The sequence below is a fragment of the Sphingobium yanoikuyae genome (genome assembly GCF_034424525.1).
Lineage (GTDB): Bacteria > Pseudomonadota > Alphaproteobacteria > Sphingomonadales > Sphingomonadaceae > Sphingobium > Sphingobium yanoikuyae.
Map to the genome: position 1 here is coordinate 766124 of NZ_CP139979.1, position 14365 is coordinate 780488.

The following is a 14365-nucleotide window of genomic DNA, read 5'->3' on the forward strand; positions in this document are numbered from 1 at the left end:
TCCTTATTTGGTCAGCCGCGTCTGGGCCGACGCCAGCCGGCGCATCATGCGGATATCCTTGAGGTCGGTCTTGAGCGCCGAAGCGGCCCAATTCTCGACAATATCCTTCAACTCGTCATGGTGCAGCGGATCGACCCGGCGCCCGGCTTCATAGACGCCGACATGGCCGGCATGGTGCGGGCGATTGCGGGCGACGAAATCGCGCACCGCCGCTTCCCCCTCGCCATCCTCCACCAGCGTATGGACGATGCCCATGTCGAACATCTCTTCCGCGGTGAAGACCTTGCCCGACAGGATCATGCGCTCGGCGGCCAGCCGGCCCAGCTTGCGCGACAGGATCGAATAGGCGCCCATGCCGGGGAACAGGCCGAACAGCATTTCCGGCAGGCCGAAACGGGCGCTGCGCTCGGCGATCACCACGTCGAAACAGAGCAGCGCCTCGAACCCGCCGCCCAGCGCATCGCCCTGCGCCAGCGCGATCGACACCACTGGCATGTCGCCATTGCGCCAGGTGCGATGGACCACGTCGATGCAGGCGTGGCCATATTGGACCAGGCCGGGCAGGTCGCCGCGTTCGATGCAGCCGGCGAACAGTTCGAGGTCGCCGCCCAGGTTGAACACGCCGGGGAAGCGGGAGCCGGCGACCATATATTTGACCGGCAATTGGCCGGCATCGAACAGGCGCTTGGTCTCGGCATACCAGTAGCGGACGTCGCGCAGCATGGTCATGCTGAAATTGGGTCGATTGGCCGGCGTCATGAACGCCCAGAGCGTTTCGGATTCGGCCTCCCACTGCACGTCGATCTGGCCCAGGTCGAACAGTTGGGAAGGGGCGGGGGATGACGTTACGGCATCCTCGCCAAAGCTTTCGATCTCGAATGCCGCTTCGACCTCGGTCGCGCGCTCGTCAGCAGCACTAAAGCGTCCTGAATCAATCATGTGCGCCCCATTTTTCTCTTGAATCTGAACCTTCGACGGTCGGCGCTCATGATGCAGTGCGGGACAAATAGTTGACAGATCATTAACCATTTTTATCCGCAACTGTTGCCCGGAAAGCGCGGTAAATGCGCCGAAATGGAGATTGTTGTTGCGATATCGCAACAGAAATTTTCGTTTCCGCTTTTCAGCCCCTCTGCTCAGCCCTTTGTTAACCATTGTTAATTAGAGCGATCGCATGGACATGCATCGCCTTCCGGCCCGCAAGAATGTGACACTCACGCTACAGGATGCGCAGGGCCAGCCCTGGACCTTGCGCCTGTCCACCGATTGTCTGCGCTTCATCGGCCGCTATCGCCGGGTCGAGGGGTTCGACATCGACGCGATGACCCTGTTCGACGGCGTCCGCCGGGCCGGCTGAAACGGCGCTCCGACCGCGCTGCTCTTGTGCGCGCGGGCGTTCGCTCCTAGAGCGCGGCGATGACCAAGCCCCGCTTTTCCTTCTCGATCGCCGCCACCGACGGCAAGGCCCGCACCGGCGCGATCCAGATGCGCCGCGGCGAGATCCGCACGCCCGCCTTCATGCCGGTCGGCACCGCCGCCACCGTCAAGGCGATGCGCCCGGCCGAAGTGCGCGCCACCGGCGCCGACATCATCCTGGGCAACACCTATCATCTGATGCTGCGCCCCGGCGCCGAACGCATGGCACGGCTGGGCGGACTGCACGGCTTCATGGGCTGGGACCGGCCGATCCTGACCGACAGTGGCGGCTATCAGGTGATGAGCCTCAGCGCCCTTACCAAGATGAGCGAGGAGGGGGTCGCCTTCTCCAGCCATCTCGACGGCTCCAAGCATATGCTCAGCCCCGAGCGCTCGATGGAGATCCAGCGGCTGCTCGACAGCGACATCGTCATGGCCTTTGACGAATGCACCAAGAATGGCTGCACCCATGACGAGGCCGCCCGGTCGATGGAGCGATCGATGCGCTGGGCCAAGCGCTCGCGCGACGGCTTCGACGCGGGCGGCGACCATGCCGATCGTGCGGCGCTGTTCGGTATCCAGCAGGGCTCGCTCGACGAAGGGCTGCGCAAGATTTCGGCGGAGAAGCTGATCGAGATCGGCTTTGACGGCTATGCCGTGGGCGGCCTTGCGGTGGGCGAGGGGCAGGAGGCGATGTTCGCCACGCTCGACTTCGCGCCCGACATGCTGCCGCAGGACAAGCCGCGCTATCTGATGGGCGTGGGCAAGCCCGACGATATCGTCGGCGCCGTGGAACGCGGCATCGACATGTTCGACTGCGTGCTGCCGACCCGGTCGGGCCGCAATGGCCAGGCTTTCACCTGGGCCGGCCCGCTCAACATCCGCAACGCCAAGTTCAACGAGGATCTGGGCCCGCTCGATCCGCGCTGCGGCTGCCCGGTCTGCGCGACCTGGAGCCGCGCCTATCTCCATCATCTGGTGAAGTCGGGCGAGATGCTGGGCGCGATGCTGATGACCCAGCATAACATCCATTTCTATCAGGAACTGATGCAGGGCCTGCGCGACAATATTGCGGCCGGCACATTGTCGACCTTCACGGCCGATTTCCGCCGCGACTATCAGCGGGTCTGACGGTTTTTCAGGGAATGACGCTGATCGCGATGCTGTAGCGGCCCGCGTCGGCATCATGATCGAGCGGGGAGCGGAGCTGGCGCGACAGGCCGGTCAGCACCCGGCCATAGCGTTCGTTCAGCAATAAAGTCATTTCCGGCCCGGCGCATAGCGCGGGCGACGCCATCTGCAACAGGGCGCGGTCGTTCCGATCTGCCTCCAGATGCACCGAAATCCGCATCGTCGCGCGCGGATCGGACAGCATCGCCAGCTCGACCAGTTCGGTCACCAGGAAGGCGACCGGAACGGCGACATCCTGGCTGATGTGCAGATCATCGTCGCTGTCGATCTGGATACCGAAACGGCGCGCTTCATGCGGGGCAGTGCCGCGCAGGCTGGCGGACAATTCGCTGATCAGCGGACGCACGCCGACGCCGCGATTTTCCTCCAACTCGGCAAAATGGTTGCGATGGACGACCGACAGGGCATCGACCCGGCGCTGGATCGACCCATAGGCCGAAACTGCTTCGGGCTCATGCGCCGACCGGGCATGCAGGCTGATCAGGCTGGCGATGATCTGCAGGTTGTTCTTGACCCGATGATGCACCTCGCGCGTCAGCTTGCGCTGGGTGTCGAGCGCGGCGGCCATTTCCGCCTCATGGGTCGCGACATCCTCGCTGATCTCGCGGAATGTGTCGCCCAGGTCGCTGATCTCGTGCGCGGGGGTGCGGATGCGCCGCAACGGCTCCAGCACTTCGCCGGGCTGATAGGCGGCAACCTGGCGCCGCAGCAGCACCAGCGGGCGGATCAGCAGCCGATTGACCACGAACCAGCCGATCGCGGCGGCCGCGAACCACATCACCAGCGGCAGGAACAGCGACAGCAGCCGGGCGATCGTCGCCGGCGGCTCGCGCACCGTCATGGTCAGCAATATGTCGGGCGGGTCGAGCCGGGCGGAAAGGCTGCTGCTATGGCCGTCGATCCGACTGCCGGGGCGGCTGACGATCATCTGCCGCTCGCCCTGGCGCAGGCTCAACTGCCGGTTCTGCAGCGCGGTTGCCGGATCGGCGACGCTTTCGAGATGCGGCCGCGAATAATAGGCCAGCGCCGCGACGCGATTGTCATGGCTGTGGGTGCGCGACAGCAGGAAGTCGCCGGACGACAGCAGTTCGACACGCGGACCGATGAAGCGACGCGTGGGCGGAATGCCGGCCGGCTCCGGCGTGGTCGATCCGCACAGCTTCTTGCCCGACCGGTCGTAGATATAGAATCGGATGCCGCTGCGGTCCTGCGCGGTAAGGAAGAAGGAGAGGCGGTTGCAGATTTCGCCGTCTGCCTTGCCATCGGCCAGCGCATTGACGGTCAGGCCCAGCGCGGTGCGATCGGCGTTGAGATCGGCGGTCAGCTTGCGCGCGCTCTGCGTCACGGCGACGCGCAGCAGCGCTTCCTTCTCCAGGTCGGCGGTGCGGATCGCCTGCAGCGACGCCACCAGCGCGATCAGCCCCAGCGGCAGCAGCGCGAGCGTCAGGATGAGGAACATCTTGACGCCGGTGGACCGGAGATAGACGCCGAACATGGTCATGGGGGATCGAGAGGGTCCTTGTATGGGCGGCAGGGAAATGCCGCCCCGACCAGCGTTGATCAGTCCAGTTTGCTGAGCAGGTCCAGCATTTCGGCGGGAATATCTTCGTCGACCGTGCGCTGATAGACGGACTTGAGCACCTGGGACACCTGTGCCTCGTCCTTTTTCGCGGCCGTGCGGCGCTTGCGTGGTTCGGGCGCAGTCTTCATATCGCGGTCGCGGATGGTCGTGCCGACGTCAATATCCCCTCCCATCCTGTCCCGTTCCGTTGTTGAAGAAACCAAAATCAGCCCCTTTGAAGCTAAATCCGTGACGCCAGCCTGTCCGCTATTTCGCCGCAACGCATAGCGGCGTCAATTCACCAAGCTGGGCAAATTTCACCAAAAAGCCGTTACCGTCGAAAAAACCGAACGAGAGTGAAACAAATCTTGGTGTCGATGGTTCCGGCATTCGAAGCATTTTTTGCACCGTCGGCCATTCGGCGGCAGGGGGAGAGGGGCTTGCCAGCGCGGCATCGTCATCCCATCCTCCGGCGGAGCCGATGTTTCGGACAACAGGCCCGACAGGGCAGGGAGAAGACTTACCGATGTCGCTTGGACAGCAACTGCACCCCCATCTTCCTTTCTTGCGGCGCTATGCGCGCGCGCTGACGGGCAGCCAGACTCATGGCGATGCCTATGTTCGCGCGACGCTGGAAGCGATCGTCGCCGCGCCGGAGGAGTTTCCCAGCGGTGTCGATCCTCGCCTCGGCCTCTACAAGACCTTCCATGCGATCTGGTCGTCCTCGCATCTGGATGACGAGCCCGGCTTCTCGGGTTCGATCGGGCAGGAGGCGATCGCCCATGCCCGCCTGGCACGGCTGACCCCGCTGCCGCGTCAGGCGCTGCTGCTGACCGCGCTCGAAGGCTTCACCACGGAAGATGCCGGCTATCTGATCGGTCTCGATACCGCCGATGTCGAAGCCCTGGTCGAGGAAGCGCTGGAGGAGATCGAGGCGCAGACCCGTGCCAAGGTTCTCATCATCGAAGATGAGCCGATCATCGCGATGGATATCGAGACGATCGTGCGCGACCTTGGTCACGACGTGACCGCCATTGCCGTCACCCGCGAGGATGCGGTGCGCGAGGCGCTGGCGGAGCGGCCCGGTCTGGTGCTGGCCGATATCCAGCTGGCCGACGATTCGAGCGGCATCGACGCGGTGAAGGATATTCTCGCCGAATTCTCGGTGCCGGTGATCTTCATCACCGCCTTCCCCGAACGGCTGCTGACCGGCGAACGGCCCGAGCCGACCTTCCTCATCACCAAGCCGTTCCAGCGCTCGACGGTCAAGGCCGCGATCTCGCAGGCGCTTTTCTTCGACGAAGCGACCGCCCCGGCCTGACCTGTCTTCCCGCCGGCCGATCCTTTGTGACGGTCGGCGGAACCCTCCCGGCTTTAACGCGTTAAATATGCGTAACGATTCGGAGAGGGCCGATGGCCGACGAGGAGCAGCATATCTCGACGCAGGACGCACGGGGCGGCGCCACGCCGCACGTCGTTCGCTATGTGCTGGGCATCTCGCTCGCACTGGCCGTGATCGTGATGCTGCTGGTTCTCTGGCGGTAAGGCAGTGGAAAAAATGGGCGTTTCTAGGGGTATCTTGGGAATTGGCCTTTGGCGGTAATCGAACTAGGGTGCGGATGCATATATGGCTTTGACGACTTCGGTTCATGCAGCGAGGGCGACAGTCGAAACGGGGGTTGCTGCCGTGGATGAAGGGCTGAACCAGGCGCCGCGCGAGGCACTGTCGGACGGCGAGTTCAAGCGTGAACTGGCCGCGGTCATTCCGCATCTGCGCGCCTTCGGGCGATCCCTGTCGGGCAATCGCGACACCGCCGACGATCTTGTCCAGGAAACCCTGCTCAAGGCTTGGGCCGCCCGTGCCCGTTTCCAGGCCGGCACCAATATGCGCGCCTGGACCTTCATCATCCTGCGCAACCATTATCTCTCGCAGATGCGCCGCTCGCGTTTCCGTGGCGATTGGGACGACCTGACCGCCGACCGGCTGCTTGCCGCGCCTGCGGGGCAGGACAAGCATGTCGAACTCAGCGACATGCAGCGCGCCCTGCTGCAATTGCCCCAGCCCCAGCGCGAGGCGCTGATCTTGGTTGGTGCGGGTGGCTTCGCCTATGAGGAAGCGGCGGAAATCTGCGGCGTCGCGGTCGGCACGATCAAGAGCCGCGTGGCCCGCGGTCGCGCTGCGCTCGAACAGATATTGGAGGAGGGCGCGCTGCCCTCGCGCCGGACGCAGGAAACGACCGATACGGCGGTGCTGGACGAGATCATGGACGATGTCGATCGCCTGAGCCGTGGCCGCATCTCCGACAATCTGGTCGACCATGGTGCCGCCGACGACGATGGCGATGACGACATGGGTGGCAAGACCGCCGAGGATTGAGGGCGGGATGCCATTGCCCTGGCGTGATCGGGAACGATCCGCCCGGCTTGTCGGTTGAAATGCCATGGGAAGGATGGAAGCCATGGGCAGCGACCCGCAACATCGACAGGATCGGACCGGGCGACGCTCGGATCGTCCGCAAGGCAGCGGCGGCATCGTCTTCGCGCTGGTGGCGCTGGCCCTGATCCTGGCGATCGGCTTCTTCTACCTCACCAACGAAAGCCGTGAGGATCGGCGCGCCGACGCCATTACCCAGGCGGCGGATTCGGTCGACAATGGTGCCCGGATCGTGGGTGAAGCCGCGCGCAATGCCGCGGACAAGCTGCGCAACAACAACTGAACCTCCCTGCGATCGGGCGGGGCAAGGCGATCCGGTGTCGCCTTGATTTACAGTCATTGGCGCCATCTTCAGATTTTATTTGCCATTTTCAGGCAGGGTCTGAGCCCTGTCGGATTTCCTTACAGCTTGTTGTAAGGCTGGGCCGACTCCAGTTGGCGGCCCTTCCCGACCGGAGGGGCGGTGCTGCGGGAAGAAGCGCGATACGATGATCAGGCTGTTCAAACATTATGTCCCTCATGCGGTGCTGCTGCTCGGCCTGCTCGATTTCCTGCTGCTGATCGGCGCGGCGGAAGCGGGCTGGATCCTGCGCGCGCATCAGATCGGCATGGATGTCGAGCCGATCGCGACCCGCATCGGCCCGCTGCTGAGCTTCGCCTTCGCCATCCAGACCGGCATGATCGCGGTCGGCGTCTACAGCCCCGAAGCGCTGCAATCGATCCGCTTCGCCTTCGCCCGCCTGCTCGTCGCCATCTCGCTCGGCGTCATATTCCTCTCGGTCATGTATTTCCTGCTGCCCGGCATCACCCTGTGGCGCTCCAATTCGCTCTACGCGATGGGGCTGGCGATGGGGCTGCTGCTGCTGGCCCGCATGCTGCTGGGGTCGCTGCTTGGCGGGGAGGCGTTCAAGCGCCGCCTTGTCGTGCTGGGGGCCGGCCGGCGTGCCAACCGCATCCGCGACCTGGAACAGAAGCGCGGCGCCGGTTTCCTGGTGGTCGGCTATATCGCCATGAATGACGGCGACCAGGTGGTGGAGGAAGCGATCAACCGCACCGCCATCTACAACATGTCCGATTATGTGGTGCGTCTGAATGCCAGCGAGGTCGTGCTGGCGCTGGAGGAACGGCGCAACGCCATTCCCATGTCCGACCTGCTGCGGATCAAGACCACCGGCGTCCATGTCAACGATCTCTCGACCTTCCTGGAGCGCGAGACCGGTCGCGTCGATCTCGACAGCGTCAATCCCAGCTGGCTGATCTTTTCCGACGGTTTTTCCGCCGGTCGTCGCCTGTCGAGCATCGCCAAGCGCATCTTCGACATCATCGCCAGTTCGATCCTGCTGCTGCTGACCGGCCCGATCATCCTGTTCGCCGCCTTGCTGGTAAAGCTCGACAGCCGTGGCCCGGCTTTCTACCGGCAGCAGCGCGTTGGCCTCTATGGCCAGGAATTCTGGATCGTGAAGCTGCGCACCATGCGCCAGGATGCGGAGGTCAAGGGCCAGGCGGTCTGGGCGGAGAAGGATGATCCGCGGATCACGCGCCTGGGCTATTGGCTGCGCAAGCTGCGCATCGACGAACTGCCGCAGAGTTGGACCGTCCTCAAGGGCGAGATGAGCTTCGTCGGCCCGCGCCCGGAACGGCGCCAGTTCGTCGAGGATCTGGAACAGCATCTGCGCTATTATGCCGAACGGCATATGGTGAAGCCGGGCATCACCGGCTGGGCGCAGATCAACTATCCCTATGGCGCGTCGATCGAGGATGCCCGCCACAAGCTCGAATATGATCTTTATTATGCCAAGAATTACACGCCCTTCCTGGACCTGCTGATCCTGATCCAGACGGTGCGGGTGATCCTCTGGCCCGACGGCGCGCGCTGAGCGGCAGGCCATGAGCGCGCTGCTGCAATTCATCGGCGACTGGGGCCATGCACTGGCCGCGGTCCTGTTCGCCGCGCTTGGCATCTTCATCCTGCGGCGCCGGGACGATGCGGCCGAGCCGCGCATGCTCGCCAGCGCGCTGCTGCTGACCTCCTGCTGGGCGCTCTATGTCTCGTTCGGTGGCGTCGACAAGCCGCTGTCGGGCATCGGGGAAAGCATCCGCAACGCGGCCTGGCTGATGCTGCTGTTCGTCATGCTGCGGCGCGGCCCGGCCTCGCGCAGCGGTTCGCTGGTCGCCGTCGGTCTCGTCTATCTCGCGGTTGCCGGCCTCATCTTCCTTCAGACCTCGACCGATCTCACCTGGCGGCAATTGCCGGTCCGCAGCGATCTGCACCAGATGCTGGTGGCGGTCTCGCTCGTGCTGCGGATGATGACCGCGATCGGCTGCCTGCTCTTGGTCCATCATCTCTATACCGCCTGGCCCTCGCGCGATCGCGGGCGGGTGTCGCTGCTGCTCGGCGCGCTGGCGGCGATGTGGACCTATGACCTCAATCTCTATGTCATCGGCTATTTCGCGATGGACCGGGTCAACGAACTCTATGCGCTGCGCGGGCCGCTGATGGCGCTGTTGGCGCCGGTGATCGCCATCGGCATGCGCAAGGAAATGGCCGGGCGGCTGCAATTGTCGCGCACCATCGCCTTCCAGTCGCTCTCGCTGGTCGCGGTCGGCCTCTATGTCGTGGTGCTGACCGCGGCGGCGGTGCTGATCGAGATGATCGCCGGCCCCTATGCGCGGGTGGTGGAGATCGGTGCAGTCTTCTTCGTCGCGGTGACCGCGCTCGTCCTGCTGCCCTCGCCACAGATGCGCGCGCTGTGGAAGGTGCAGGTCGCCAAGCATTTCTTCCAGCATCGCTACGATTATCGCACCGAATGGATGCGCTTTGGCGAAACCATCGGCCGTCCGGGCGAAAATGCCCCGCCGCTGGGCGAGCGGGTGGCCAAGGCGGTCGCCGACATCACCGATTCCCCTGCCGCGCTGCTGCTGCTGCGCACCGATGACGGTCGGCTCGCGTTCGAGGCGCAATGGAACTGGCCGCAGGAGCCGATTGCCGGCCTGTCCCTGCCGCTCGATCAGTTGGAAAGCTGGGAAGGGAGCGGCTGGATCGTCGATGTCGGTCGCATCCGCGATGGCGACGCCACCTTCGACCTGCCGCCTTGGCTGATCGAGGATGCCCATGTCTGGGCGCTGGTGCCGCTGCTCCATTATGGCCGGCTGATCGGCGCGATCCTGCTCGCGCCGCCGCCGATCGACCGCCGCCTCGACTGGGAGGATTTCGACATGCTGCGCGCCGCCGGGCGTCAGGCGGCGACCCATATCAGCGAGGCGCAGGGGCAGCAGGCGCTCGACGACGCCCAGCGCTTCGACGAGTTCAACCGCCGCTTCGCCTTCATCGCGCATGACATCAAGAATCTGGTCAGCCAATTGTCGCTGCTCTCGCGCAATGCCGAGCGGCACGCCGACAATCCCGATTTTCGCGCCGACATGCTGCTGACGCTCAAGGAGTCGGTGGGCAAGATGAACGACATGCTCGCCCGCCTGTCGCAGCATAACAAGGGCCGGCCCGAAGAGCCGCGCCCGGTGGCGCTGGGGCCGCTGGTCGATCAGGTCGTGCGCAGCCGCGCCCGCCAGCGCGCCATCACCGTCAGCGGCGACTTGCCGGTCGCGCTCGCCGATCCGGCGCGGGTCGAGCAGATACTGGTCCATCTGCTGCAAAATGCGATCGACGCCAGCGATGCCGATCGTCCGGTCGAACTGCATCTGGGCAGCGCGCATGGCCAGGCGACGCTGGCCGTGGTCGATCAGGGCTGCGGCATGACCGCCGAATTTATCCGCCGCGATCTGTTCAAGCCCTTTTCGTCCAGCAAGGCCGGCGGCTTTGGCCTCGGCGCTTTCGAGGCGCGCAGCCTGGCCGAGGCGATGGGCGGGCGGATCGACGTGGAAAGCAAACCCGGCGTGGGGAGCCGTTTCACCCTGCGCCTGCCGCTGGCGCCCGCGCCGGCGCGCGATGATGTTCAAGGAAAGGCCGCCTGATGAGCGACACCCGCCCCAAATTGCTGATCGTCGAGGATGATCCCGGCCTGCAGCGGCAATTGCGCTGGGCCTATGAGGATTATCAGCTCTTCATCGCCGGCGACCGGCTGGAAGCGATCGAGATGCTGCGGATGGAGGCGCCCGATGTGGTGACGCTCGACCTGGGCCTGCCGCCGGACCCGGATGGCACCAGCGAGGGCTTTGCCACGCTGGAGGAGATATTGCGCATCAAGCCCGATACCAAGGTGATCGTGGCGTCGGGCCATGGCGCACGGGAAAGCGCGCTCAATGCCATTTCCGGCGGTGCCTATGATTTCTACCAGAAGCCGGTCGACATTGACGAACTGGGCCTGATCGTGCGCCGCGCCTTCCACGTCCACGCGCTGGAGCAGGAAAATGCCCGCCTCGCCGAAGCCGCGCCGGAGGGGGGCAGGGTGCTCGGCCGGATGATTACCGGCGCGCCGGAGATGATGCGGGTCGCCCGCACGATCGAGCGGGTTGCCAGCGCCGATGTCTCGGTCATGCTGCTGGGCGCCAGCGGTACCGGCAAGGAATTGCTGGCGCAGGGGCTGCATGATGCCAGCCCGCGTCGCGGCGGTGCCTTCGTCGCGATCAATTGCGCGGCCATCCCCGAAACCCTGCTGGAATCAGAACTGTTCGGGCATGAAAAGGGCGCCTTCACCGGCGCGGTCAAGACCACCCCCGGCAAGATCGAGCAGGCGCAGGGCGGCACCCTGTTCCTGGACGAGGTTGGCGACATTCCGCTGCCCCTGCAGGTGAAGCTGCTGCGCTTCCTGCAGGAACGGGTGATCGAACGGATCGGCGGGCGCCAGCCGATCGCGGTGGATACGCGCATCGTGTGCGCCACCCATCAGGATCTCGACGCGATGATCGCCGCCGCCAGCTTCCGCGAGGATCTCTATTATCGCCTTGCCGAAATCGTCATCCGCATCCCCGCGCTGCGCGACCGGCCGGGCGATCCGGCGCTGCTCGCGCGCCATTTCCTCACCCGCTTTGCGCAGGACATGAACCCGCAGGTCAAGGGCTTCGCCCCCGATGCGCTCGCCGCACTCGACGCCTGGGGCTGGCCGGGCAATGTGCGCGAGCTGGAAAATCGCGTGAAGCGCGCGGTCATCATGGCCGATGGCAAGCATGTGACGGCGGCCGATCTCGATCTCGACGGCGATCGGGCCGAAGGCAGCGAGGTCGTCAATCTCAAGGCTGCCCGCGAAATGGCCGATCGTCGCGCCATCCGCCGGGCGATCGCGCGCACCGACGGCAATATTTCCAGTGCCGCCAAGATATTGGGGATCAGCCGGCCGACCCTCTATGACCTGCTCAAACAATATAAGATGCAGGGCTGATCGATGCGGCGCTCACGCCTGATCCTGCTGGCGGGCATCGCCCTGCTGCTGCTGGCGCTGGCCGGCCTGTGGCAGTGGCGCGTGCATGAGGCGGACGGCAGTGCGGCGCTCGCGCGCGGACTTGCCGCGCTGGATGCCGGCGATGCGCGCACGGCCAGGATCGAGCTGATGAACGCCATTCGTGGCAATCCGGCATCGCTCCCGGCGCGGCTGGGCCATGCCCGCGCGCTGGCGCAGCTGGGTGATGGCGCCGGGGCGCAGGCCGATCTGCTGCGCGCGCGCAGGCTGGGCGCCAGCGTCGCGGACATAAATGGGCTGCTGGCGCAGGCGCTGCTGTTGCAGGGCGATGCCGATGGCGCCCTGCGCGCGGTGCAGGCGGGCGAAGGCAAGTCGGCCGAGGCGGCCCGTGTCGCCGCCCGCGCCTGGCAGGCCAAGGGCGACAATGACGCCGCGCAGCGCGCCTTTGACGATGCGCTGCATCTCGCCCCGCGCGCAGCCCGGACCTGGGTCGATCTTGGCCGGTTCCGCCTGACATTGGGCGATCAGGCCGGGGCGATTGCGGCCGCGGACAAGGCGCTGACGCTGGCACCGGGCGATCCGGATGCGCTGACCCTGCGCGGCATGCTGATCCGCGATCAATATGGGCTGGTGGCGGCGCTGCCCTGGTTCGAACGGGCACTCGACGATCATCCCAATGCGCTTGCCCCGCTCACCGAATATGCCGCGACACTGGCCGATGCCGGCCGCGCGAGCCGCGCGCTCAGCGTCAGCCGGCGCATCCTGGCGCTTGATCCCGGCAATCCGCGCGCCTGGTTCCTTCAGGCGGTGATCGCGGCCCGCACCGGGCAGATCGATCTTGCCCGCACCCTGCTGGCGCGCACCGATGGCCGGCTGGATGGCGAGCCGGCGACCCGGCTGCTGCGCGGCGTGTTGCACCTGTCGGACGGCAATGCCGTGTTGGCGGCCGATGCGCTGGGGCCGCTGGTGGCGATGCAGCCCGACAATCGCGTGGCGCGCACGCTGCTGGCCCGCGCCTCCTATCTGACCGGCGACTATGCCGGCACGGCGGCGACGCTCGCGCCCCTTGTCGATCGCCATGATGCCGATCCCTATGTGCTGACGCTGGCCGCCCGCGCGCAGGAGCAACTGGGCGATCGCGCGCAGGCCGACGCGTTGCTGGCCCGCGCGTCCTGGCCGGTGCGTCCCTCGTCGGACCTGCTGGGCGGCACGAACGCCGTCATGGCGCCGCCGGCCGATATCGCCACTGCGGCCGACAATATCCCCTATATCCGCGCGCTGCTGATGCAGGGGCGCACGGGTGAGGCGGTCGACCGCGCCGGGCTGCTGGCGCGCGCCAATCCCGGCGCGCCGGCCGCCCATGTCGTGCTGGGCGATGCGCTGGTCGCTGCCGGCCGGCCCGCCGATGCCGCCCGCAGTTTCGAGGCGGCGGCCAATATCCGGTTCGATCGCAATGCCGCGCTGCGGCTCGTCGCGGCCTGGAGCGCGGCGGGCGATCCCGCCCACGCGCTGCAACTTATCCGCCTGTTTTTGGCGCAGAACCCGATGGACGTGGAGATGCAGCGGCTGGCGGCCGGGGCGGCGATGCAGGCGCATGACTGGCGCGGCGCGCTGCGTCTGTTGCAGGCGGTGGAGGCCCAGACCGGCGGCCATGATGCGCTGCTGATGGCCGACCTGGCCCGCGCGAGCCTGGAAACGGGATCGCCCGGCAAGGCGCGCCTCTATGCGGCCCAGGCCTATCGCCTGATGCCGGCCAATCCGGTCACCGCCGATATCTACGGCCTGGTGCTGCTGCGCACCGATGCGCAGGGGCCGGCGGCGATCGACCTGCTGGAAAAGGCGGTCGCCCTCGCGCCGCAAAACCCGCCTTTCCAGTTCCATCTGGGGCAGGCCTATGCCGCCGCCGGGCGCAAGGCGGAGGCGAAGCGCGCTTTGTCGCGCGCGGCAGCCGCCAATTTCCCCGATCGCCAGCAGGCGGTGAAGGCGCTCGCTTCTTTGTAAAAAAAAAAGCGCCCCGCGGGGCGCTCTTCTTCAGACCTTCTGGCTGTCCAGTTCGTCGAGCCGGATGCCCAGCCGCCGGATCTGCGCCGCGACCGGCGGCCACACGCTTTCCAGGAAGCGGCTGCGTTCCGCCTCGCGCAGCTTGCGGGTCGCGCCATCGGCGACGAACATGCCCACGCCGCGCTTCACGACGACCAGACCATCATCCTGAAAGCTCTGATAGGCCTTGGCCACGGTCAGCGGATTGGCGCCCTGCTGCGCGGCAAAGGCACGGACCGAGGGGAGGAGGTCGCCATCGCGATAGTCCCCATCCAGGATGGAGGCGGCAATGATCTCGCGAAGGCGGAGATAGACGGGTTTGGATTCGTCGCTCATAAGTGCATCAGTGCCATAATACAGCCGTGCAGGTCA

14 protein-coding genes are annotated in these 14365 nt (G+C 65.8%); 10 read left to right on the forward strand and 4 right to left on the reverse strand.

Features of this window, described 5'->3' with window-relative positions; translation table 11 throughout:
- Nucleotides 1-3 precede the first annotated feature (3 nt).
- A complete protein-coding gene (locus tag U0025_RS03585; RefSeq protein WP_004211306.1) occupies nucleotides 4-939 on the reverse strand; it encodes a crotonase/enoyl-CoA hydratase family protein in 936 nt (311 codons plus the stop codon).
- A gap of 235 nt (nucleotides 940-1174) precedes the next feature.
- Here U0025_RS03585 and U0025_RS03590 point away from each other — a divergent pair, with 235 nt between their 5' ends.
- Nucleotides 1175-1357 (forward strand): hypothetical protein, encoded by a 183-nt coding sequence (locus tag U0025_RS03590; RefSeq protein WP_004211308.1) that lies wholly within the window; start codon nucleotides 1175-1177, stop codon nucleotides 1355-1357.
- Between the two features lie 59 nt (nucleotides 1358-1416).
- Nucleotides 1417-2547 (forward strand): tRNA guanosine(34) transglycosylase Tgt, encoded by a 1131-nt coding sequence (gene tgt / locus U0025_RS03595; RefSeq protein ID WP_004211310.1) that lies wholly within the window; start codon nucleotides 1417-1419, stop codon nucleotides 2545-2547.
- A gap of 7 nt (nucleotides 2548-2554) precedes the next feature.
- Here tgt and U0025_RS03600 read toward each other — a convergent pair whose 3' ends face one another.
- Together U0025_RS03600 and U0025_RS03605 are read right to left on the reverse strand one after the other, a co-directional pair.
- On the reverse strand, nucleotides 2555-4108 hold the full coding sequence (locus tag U0025_RS03600) for a sensor histidine kinase (protein WP_004211311.1): 1554 nt from the start codon (nucleotides 4106-4108) through the stop codon (nucleotides 2555-2557).
- 59 nt (nucleotides 4109-4167) lie between these two features.
- Nucleotides 4168-4362, reverse strand: a complete 195-nt coding sequence (locus U0025_RS03605) for a NepR family anti-sigma factor (RefSeq protein ID WP_004211312.1) — start codon at nucleotides 4360-4362, stop codon at nucleotides 4168-4170.
- A 332-nt stretch (nucleotides 4363-4694) separates the two neighbouring features.
- Here U0025_RS03605 and U0025_RS03610 point away from each other — a divergent pair, with 332 nt between their 5' ends.
- The 8 genes from U0025_RS03610 to U0025_RS03645 all read left to right on the forward strand — a co-directional run bounded on the left by U0025_RS03610 (nucleotide 4695) and on the right by U0025_RS03645 (nucleotide 13954).
- Nucleotides 4695-5489, forward strand: a complete 795-nt coding sequence (locus U0025_RS03610) for a response regulator (protein ID WP_004211315.1) — start codon at nucleotides 4695-4697, stop codon at nucleotides 5487-5489.
- Nucleotides 5490-5581: 92 nt separating this feature from the next.
- Nucleotides 5582-5713 carry a hypothetical protein gene (locus U0025_RS03615; RefSeq protein ID WP_004211316.1) on the forward strand — a complete coding sequence of 44 codons (132 nt, stop codon included), beginning with the start codon at nucleotides 5582-5584 and terminating at the stop codon, nucleotides 5711-5713.
- 82 nt (nucleotides 5714-5795) lie between these two features.
- Nucleotides 5796-6545, forward strand: a complete 750-nt coding sequence (locus U0025_RS03620; protein ID WP_004211318.1) for a sigma-70 family RNA polymerase sigma factor — start codon at nucleotides 5796-5798, stop codon at nucleotides 6543-6545.
- Nucleotides 6546-6627: 82 nt separating this feature from the next.
- Nucleotides 6628-6885, forward strand: coding sequence for a hypothetical protein (locus tag U0025_RS03625; protein ID WP_004211319.1), 258 nt, complete (start codon nucleotides 6628-6630; stop codon nucleotides 6883-6885).
- 205 nt (nucleotides 6886-7090) lie between these two features.
- Nucleotides 7091-8479 carry a TIGR03013 family XrtA/PEP-CTERM system glycosyltransferase gene (locus U0025_RS03630; protein WP_004211321.1) on the forward strand — a complete coding sequence of 463 codons (1389 nt, stop codon included), beginning with the start codon at nucleotides 7091-7093 and terminating at the stop codon, nucleotides 8477-8479.
- A 10-nt stretch (nucleotides 8480-8489) separates the two neighbouring features.
- On the forward strand, nucleotides 8490-10571 hold the full coding sequence (gene prsK / locus U0025_RS03635) for an XrtA/PEP-CTERM system histidine kinase PrsK (RefSeq protein WP_004211322.1): 2082 nt from the start codon (nucleotides 8490-8492) through the stop codon (nucleotides 10569-10571).
- A complete protein-coding gene (gene prsR, locus U0025_RS03640; RefSeq protein WP_004211323.1) occupies nucleotides 10571-11935 on the forward strand; it encodes a PEP-CTERM-box response regulator transcription factor in 1365 nt (454 codons plus the stop codon). The genes prsK and prsR overlap by 1 nt, the downstream gene beginning before the upstream one ends.
- A 3-nt stretch (nucleotides 11936-11938) precedes the next feature.
- A complete protein-coding gene (locus U0025_RS03645; RefSeq protein ID WP_004211326.1) occupies nucleotides 11939-13954 on the forward strand; it encodes a tetratricopeptide repeat protein in 2016 nt (671 codons plus the stop codon).
- A gap of 30 nt (nucleotides 13955-13984) precedes the next feature.
- On the opposite strand, the gene U0025_RS03650 is transcribed toward U0025_RS03645, so the two are convergent.
- A complete protein-coding gene (locus tag U0025_RS03650; protein WP_004211328.1) occupies nucleotides 13985-14329 on the reverse strand; it encodes a GntR family transcriptional regulator in 345 nt (114 codons plus the stop codon).
- Between the last annotated feature and the right edge of the window lie 36 nt (nucleotides 14330-14365).

Excerpts from the sequence above, each read along its gene's own strand:
- U0025_RS03600 (WP_004211311.1), bottom strand. The coding sequence starts at position 4,108 with ATGACCATGTTCGGCGTCTATCTCCGGTCCACCGGCGTCAAGATGTTC.
- U0025_RS03605 (WP_004211312.1), bottom strand. The coding sequence starts at position 4,362 with ATGGGAGGGGATATTGACGTCGGCACGACCATCCGCGACCGCGATATG.
- U0025_RS03630 (WP_004211321.1), top strand. The coding sequence starts at position 7,091 with ATGATCAGGCTGTTCAAACATTATGTCCCTCATGCGGTGCTGCTGCTC.
- U0025_RS03645 (WP_004211326.1), top strand. The coding sequence starts at position 11,939 with ATGCGGCGCTCACGCCTGATCCTGCTGGCGGGCATCGCCCTGCTGCTG.
- U0025_RS03625 (WP_004211319.1), top strand. The coding sequence starts at position 6,628 with ATGGGCAGCGACCCGCAACATCGACAGGATCGGACCGGGCGACGCTCG.
- U0025_RS03650 (WP_004211328.1), bottom strand. The coding sequence starts at position 14,329 with ATGAGCGACGAATCCAAACCCGTCTATCTCCGCCTTCGCGAGATCATT.
- U0025_RS03620 (WP_004211318.1), top strand. The coding sequence starts at position 5,796 with ATGGCTTTGACGACTTCGGTTCATGCAGCGAGGGCGACAGTCGAAACG.
- U0025_RS03610 (WP_004211315.1), top strand. The coding sequence starts at position 4,695 with ATGTCGCTTGGACAGCAACTGCACCCCCATCTTCCTTTCTTGCGGCGC.
- U0025_RS03590 (WP_004211308.1), top strand. The coding sequence starts at position 1,175 with ATGGACATGCATCGCCTTCCGGCCCGCAAGAATGTGACACTCACGCTA.
- tgt (WP_004211310.1), top strand. The coding sequence starts at position 1,417 with ATGACCAAGCCCCGCTTTTCCTTCTCGATCGCCGCCACCGACGGCAAG.
- U0025_RS03585 (WP_004211306.1), bottom strand. The coding sequence starts at position 939 with ATGATTGATTCAGGACGCTTTAGTGCTGCTGACGAGCGCGCGACCGAG.
- prsK (WP_004211322.1), top strand. The coding sequence starts at position 8,490 with ATGAGCGCGCTGCTGCAATTCATCGGCGACTGGGGCCATGCACTGGCC.
- prsR (WP_004211323.1), top strand. The coding sequence starts at position 10,571 with ATGAGCGACACCCGCCCCAAATTGCTGATCGTCGAGGATGATCCCGGC.
- U0025_RS03615 (WP_004211316.1), top strand. The coding sequence starts at position 5,582 with ATGGCCGACGAGGAGCAGCATATCTCGACGCAGGACGCACGGGGCGGC.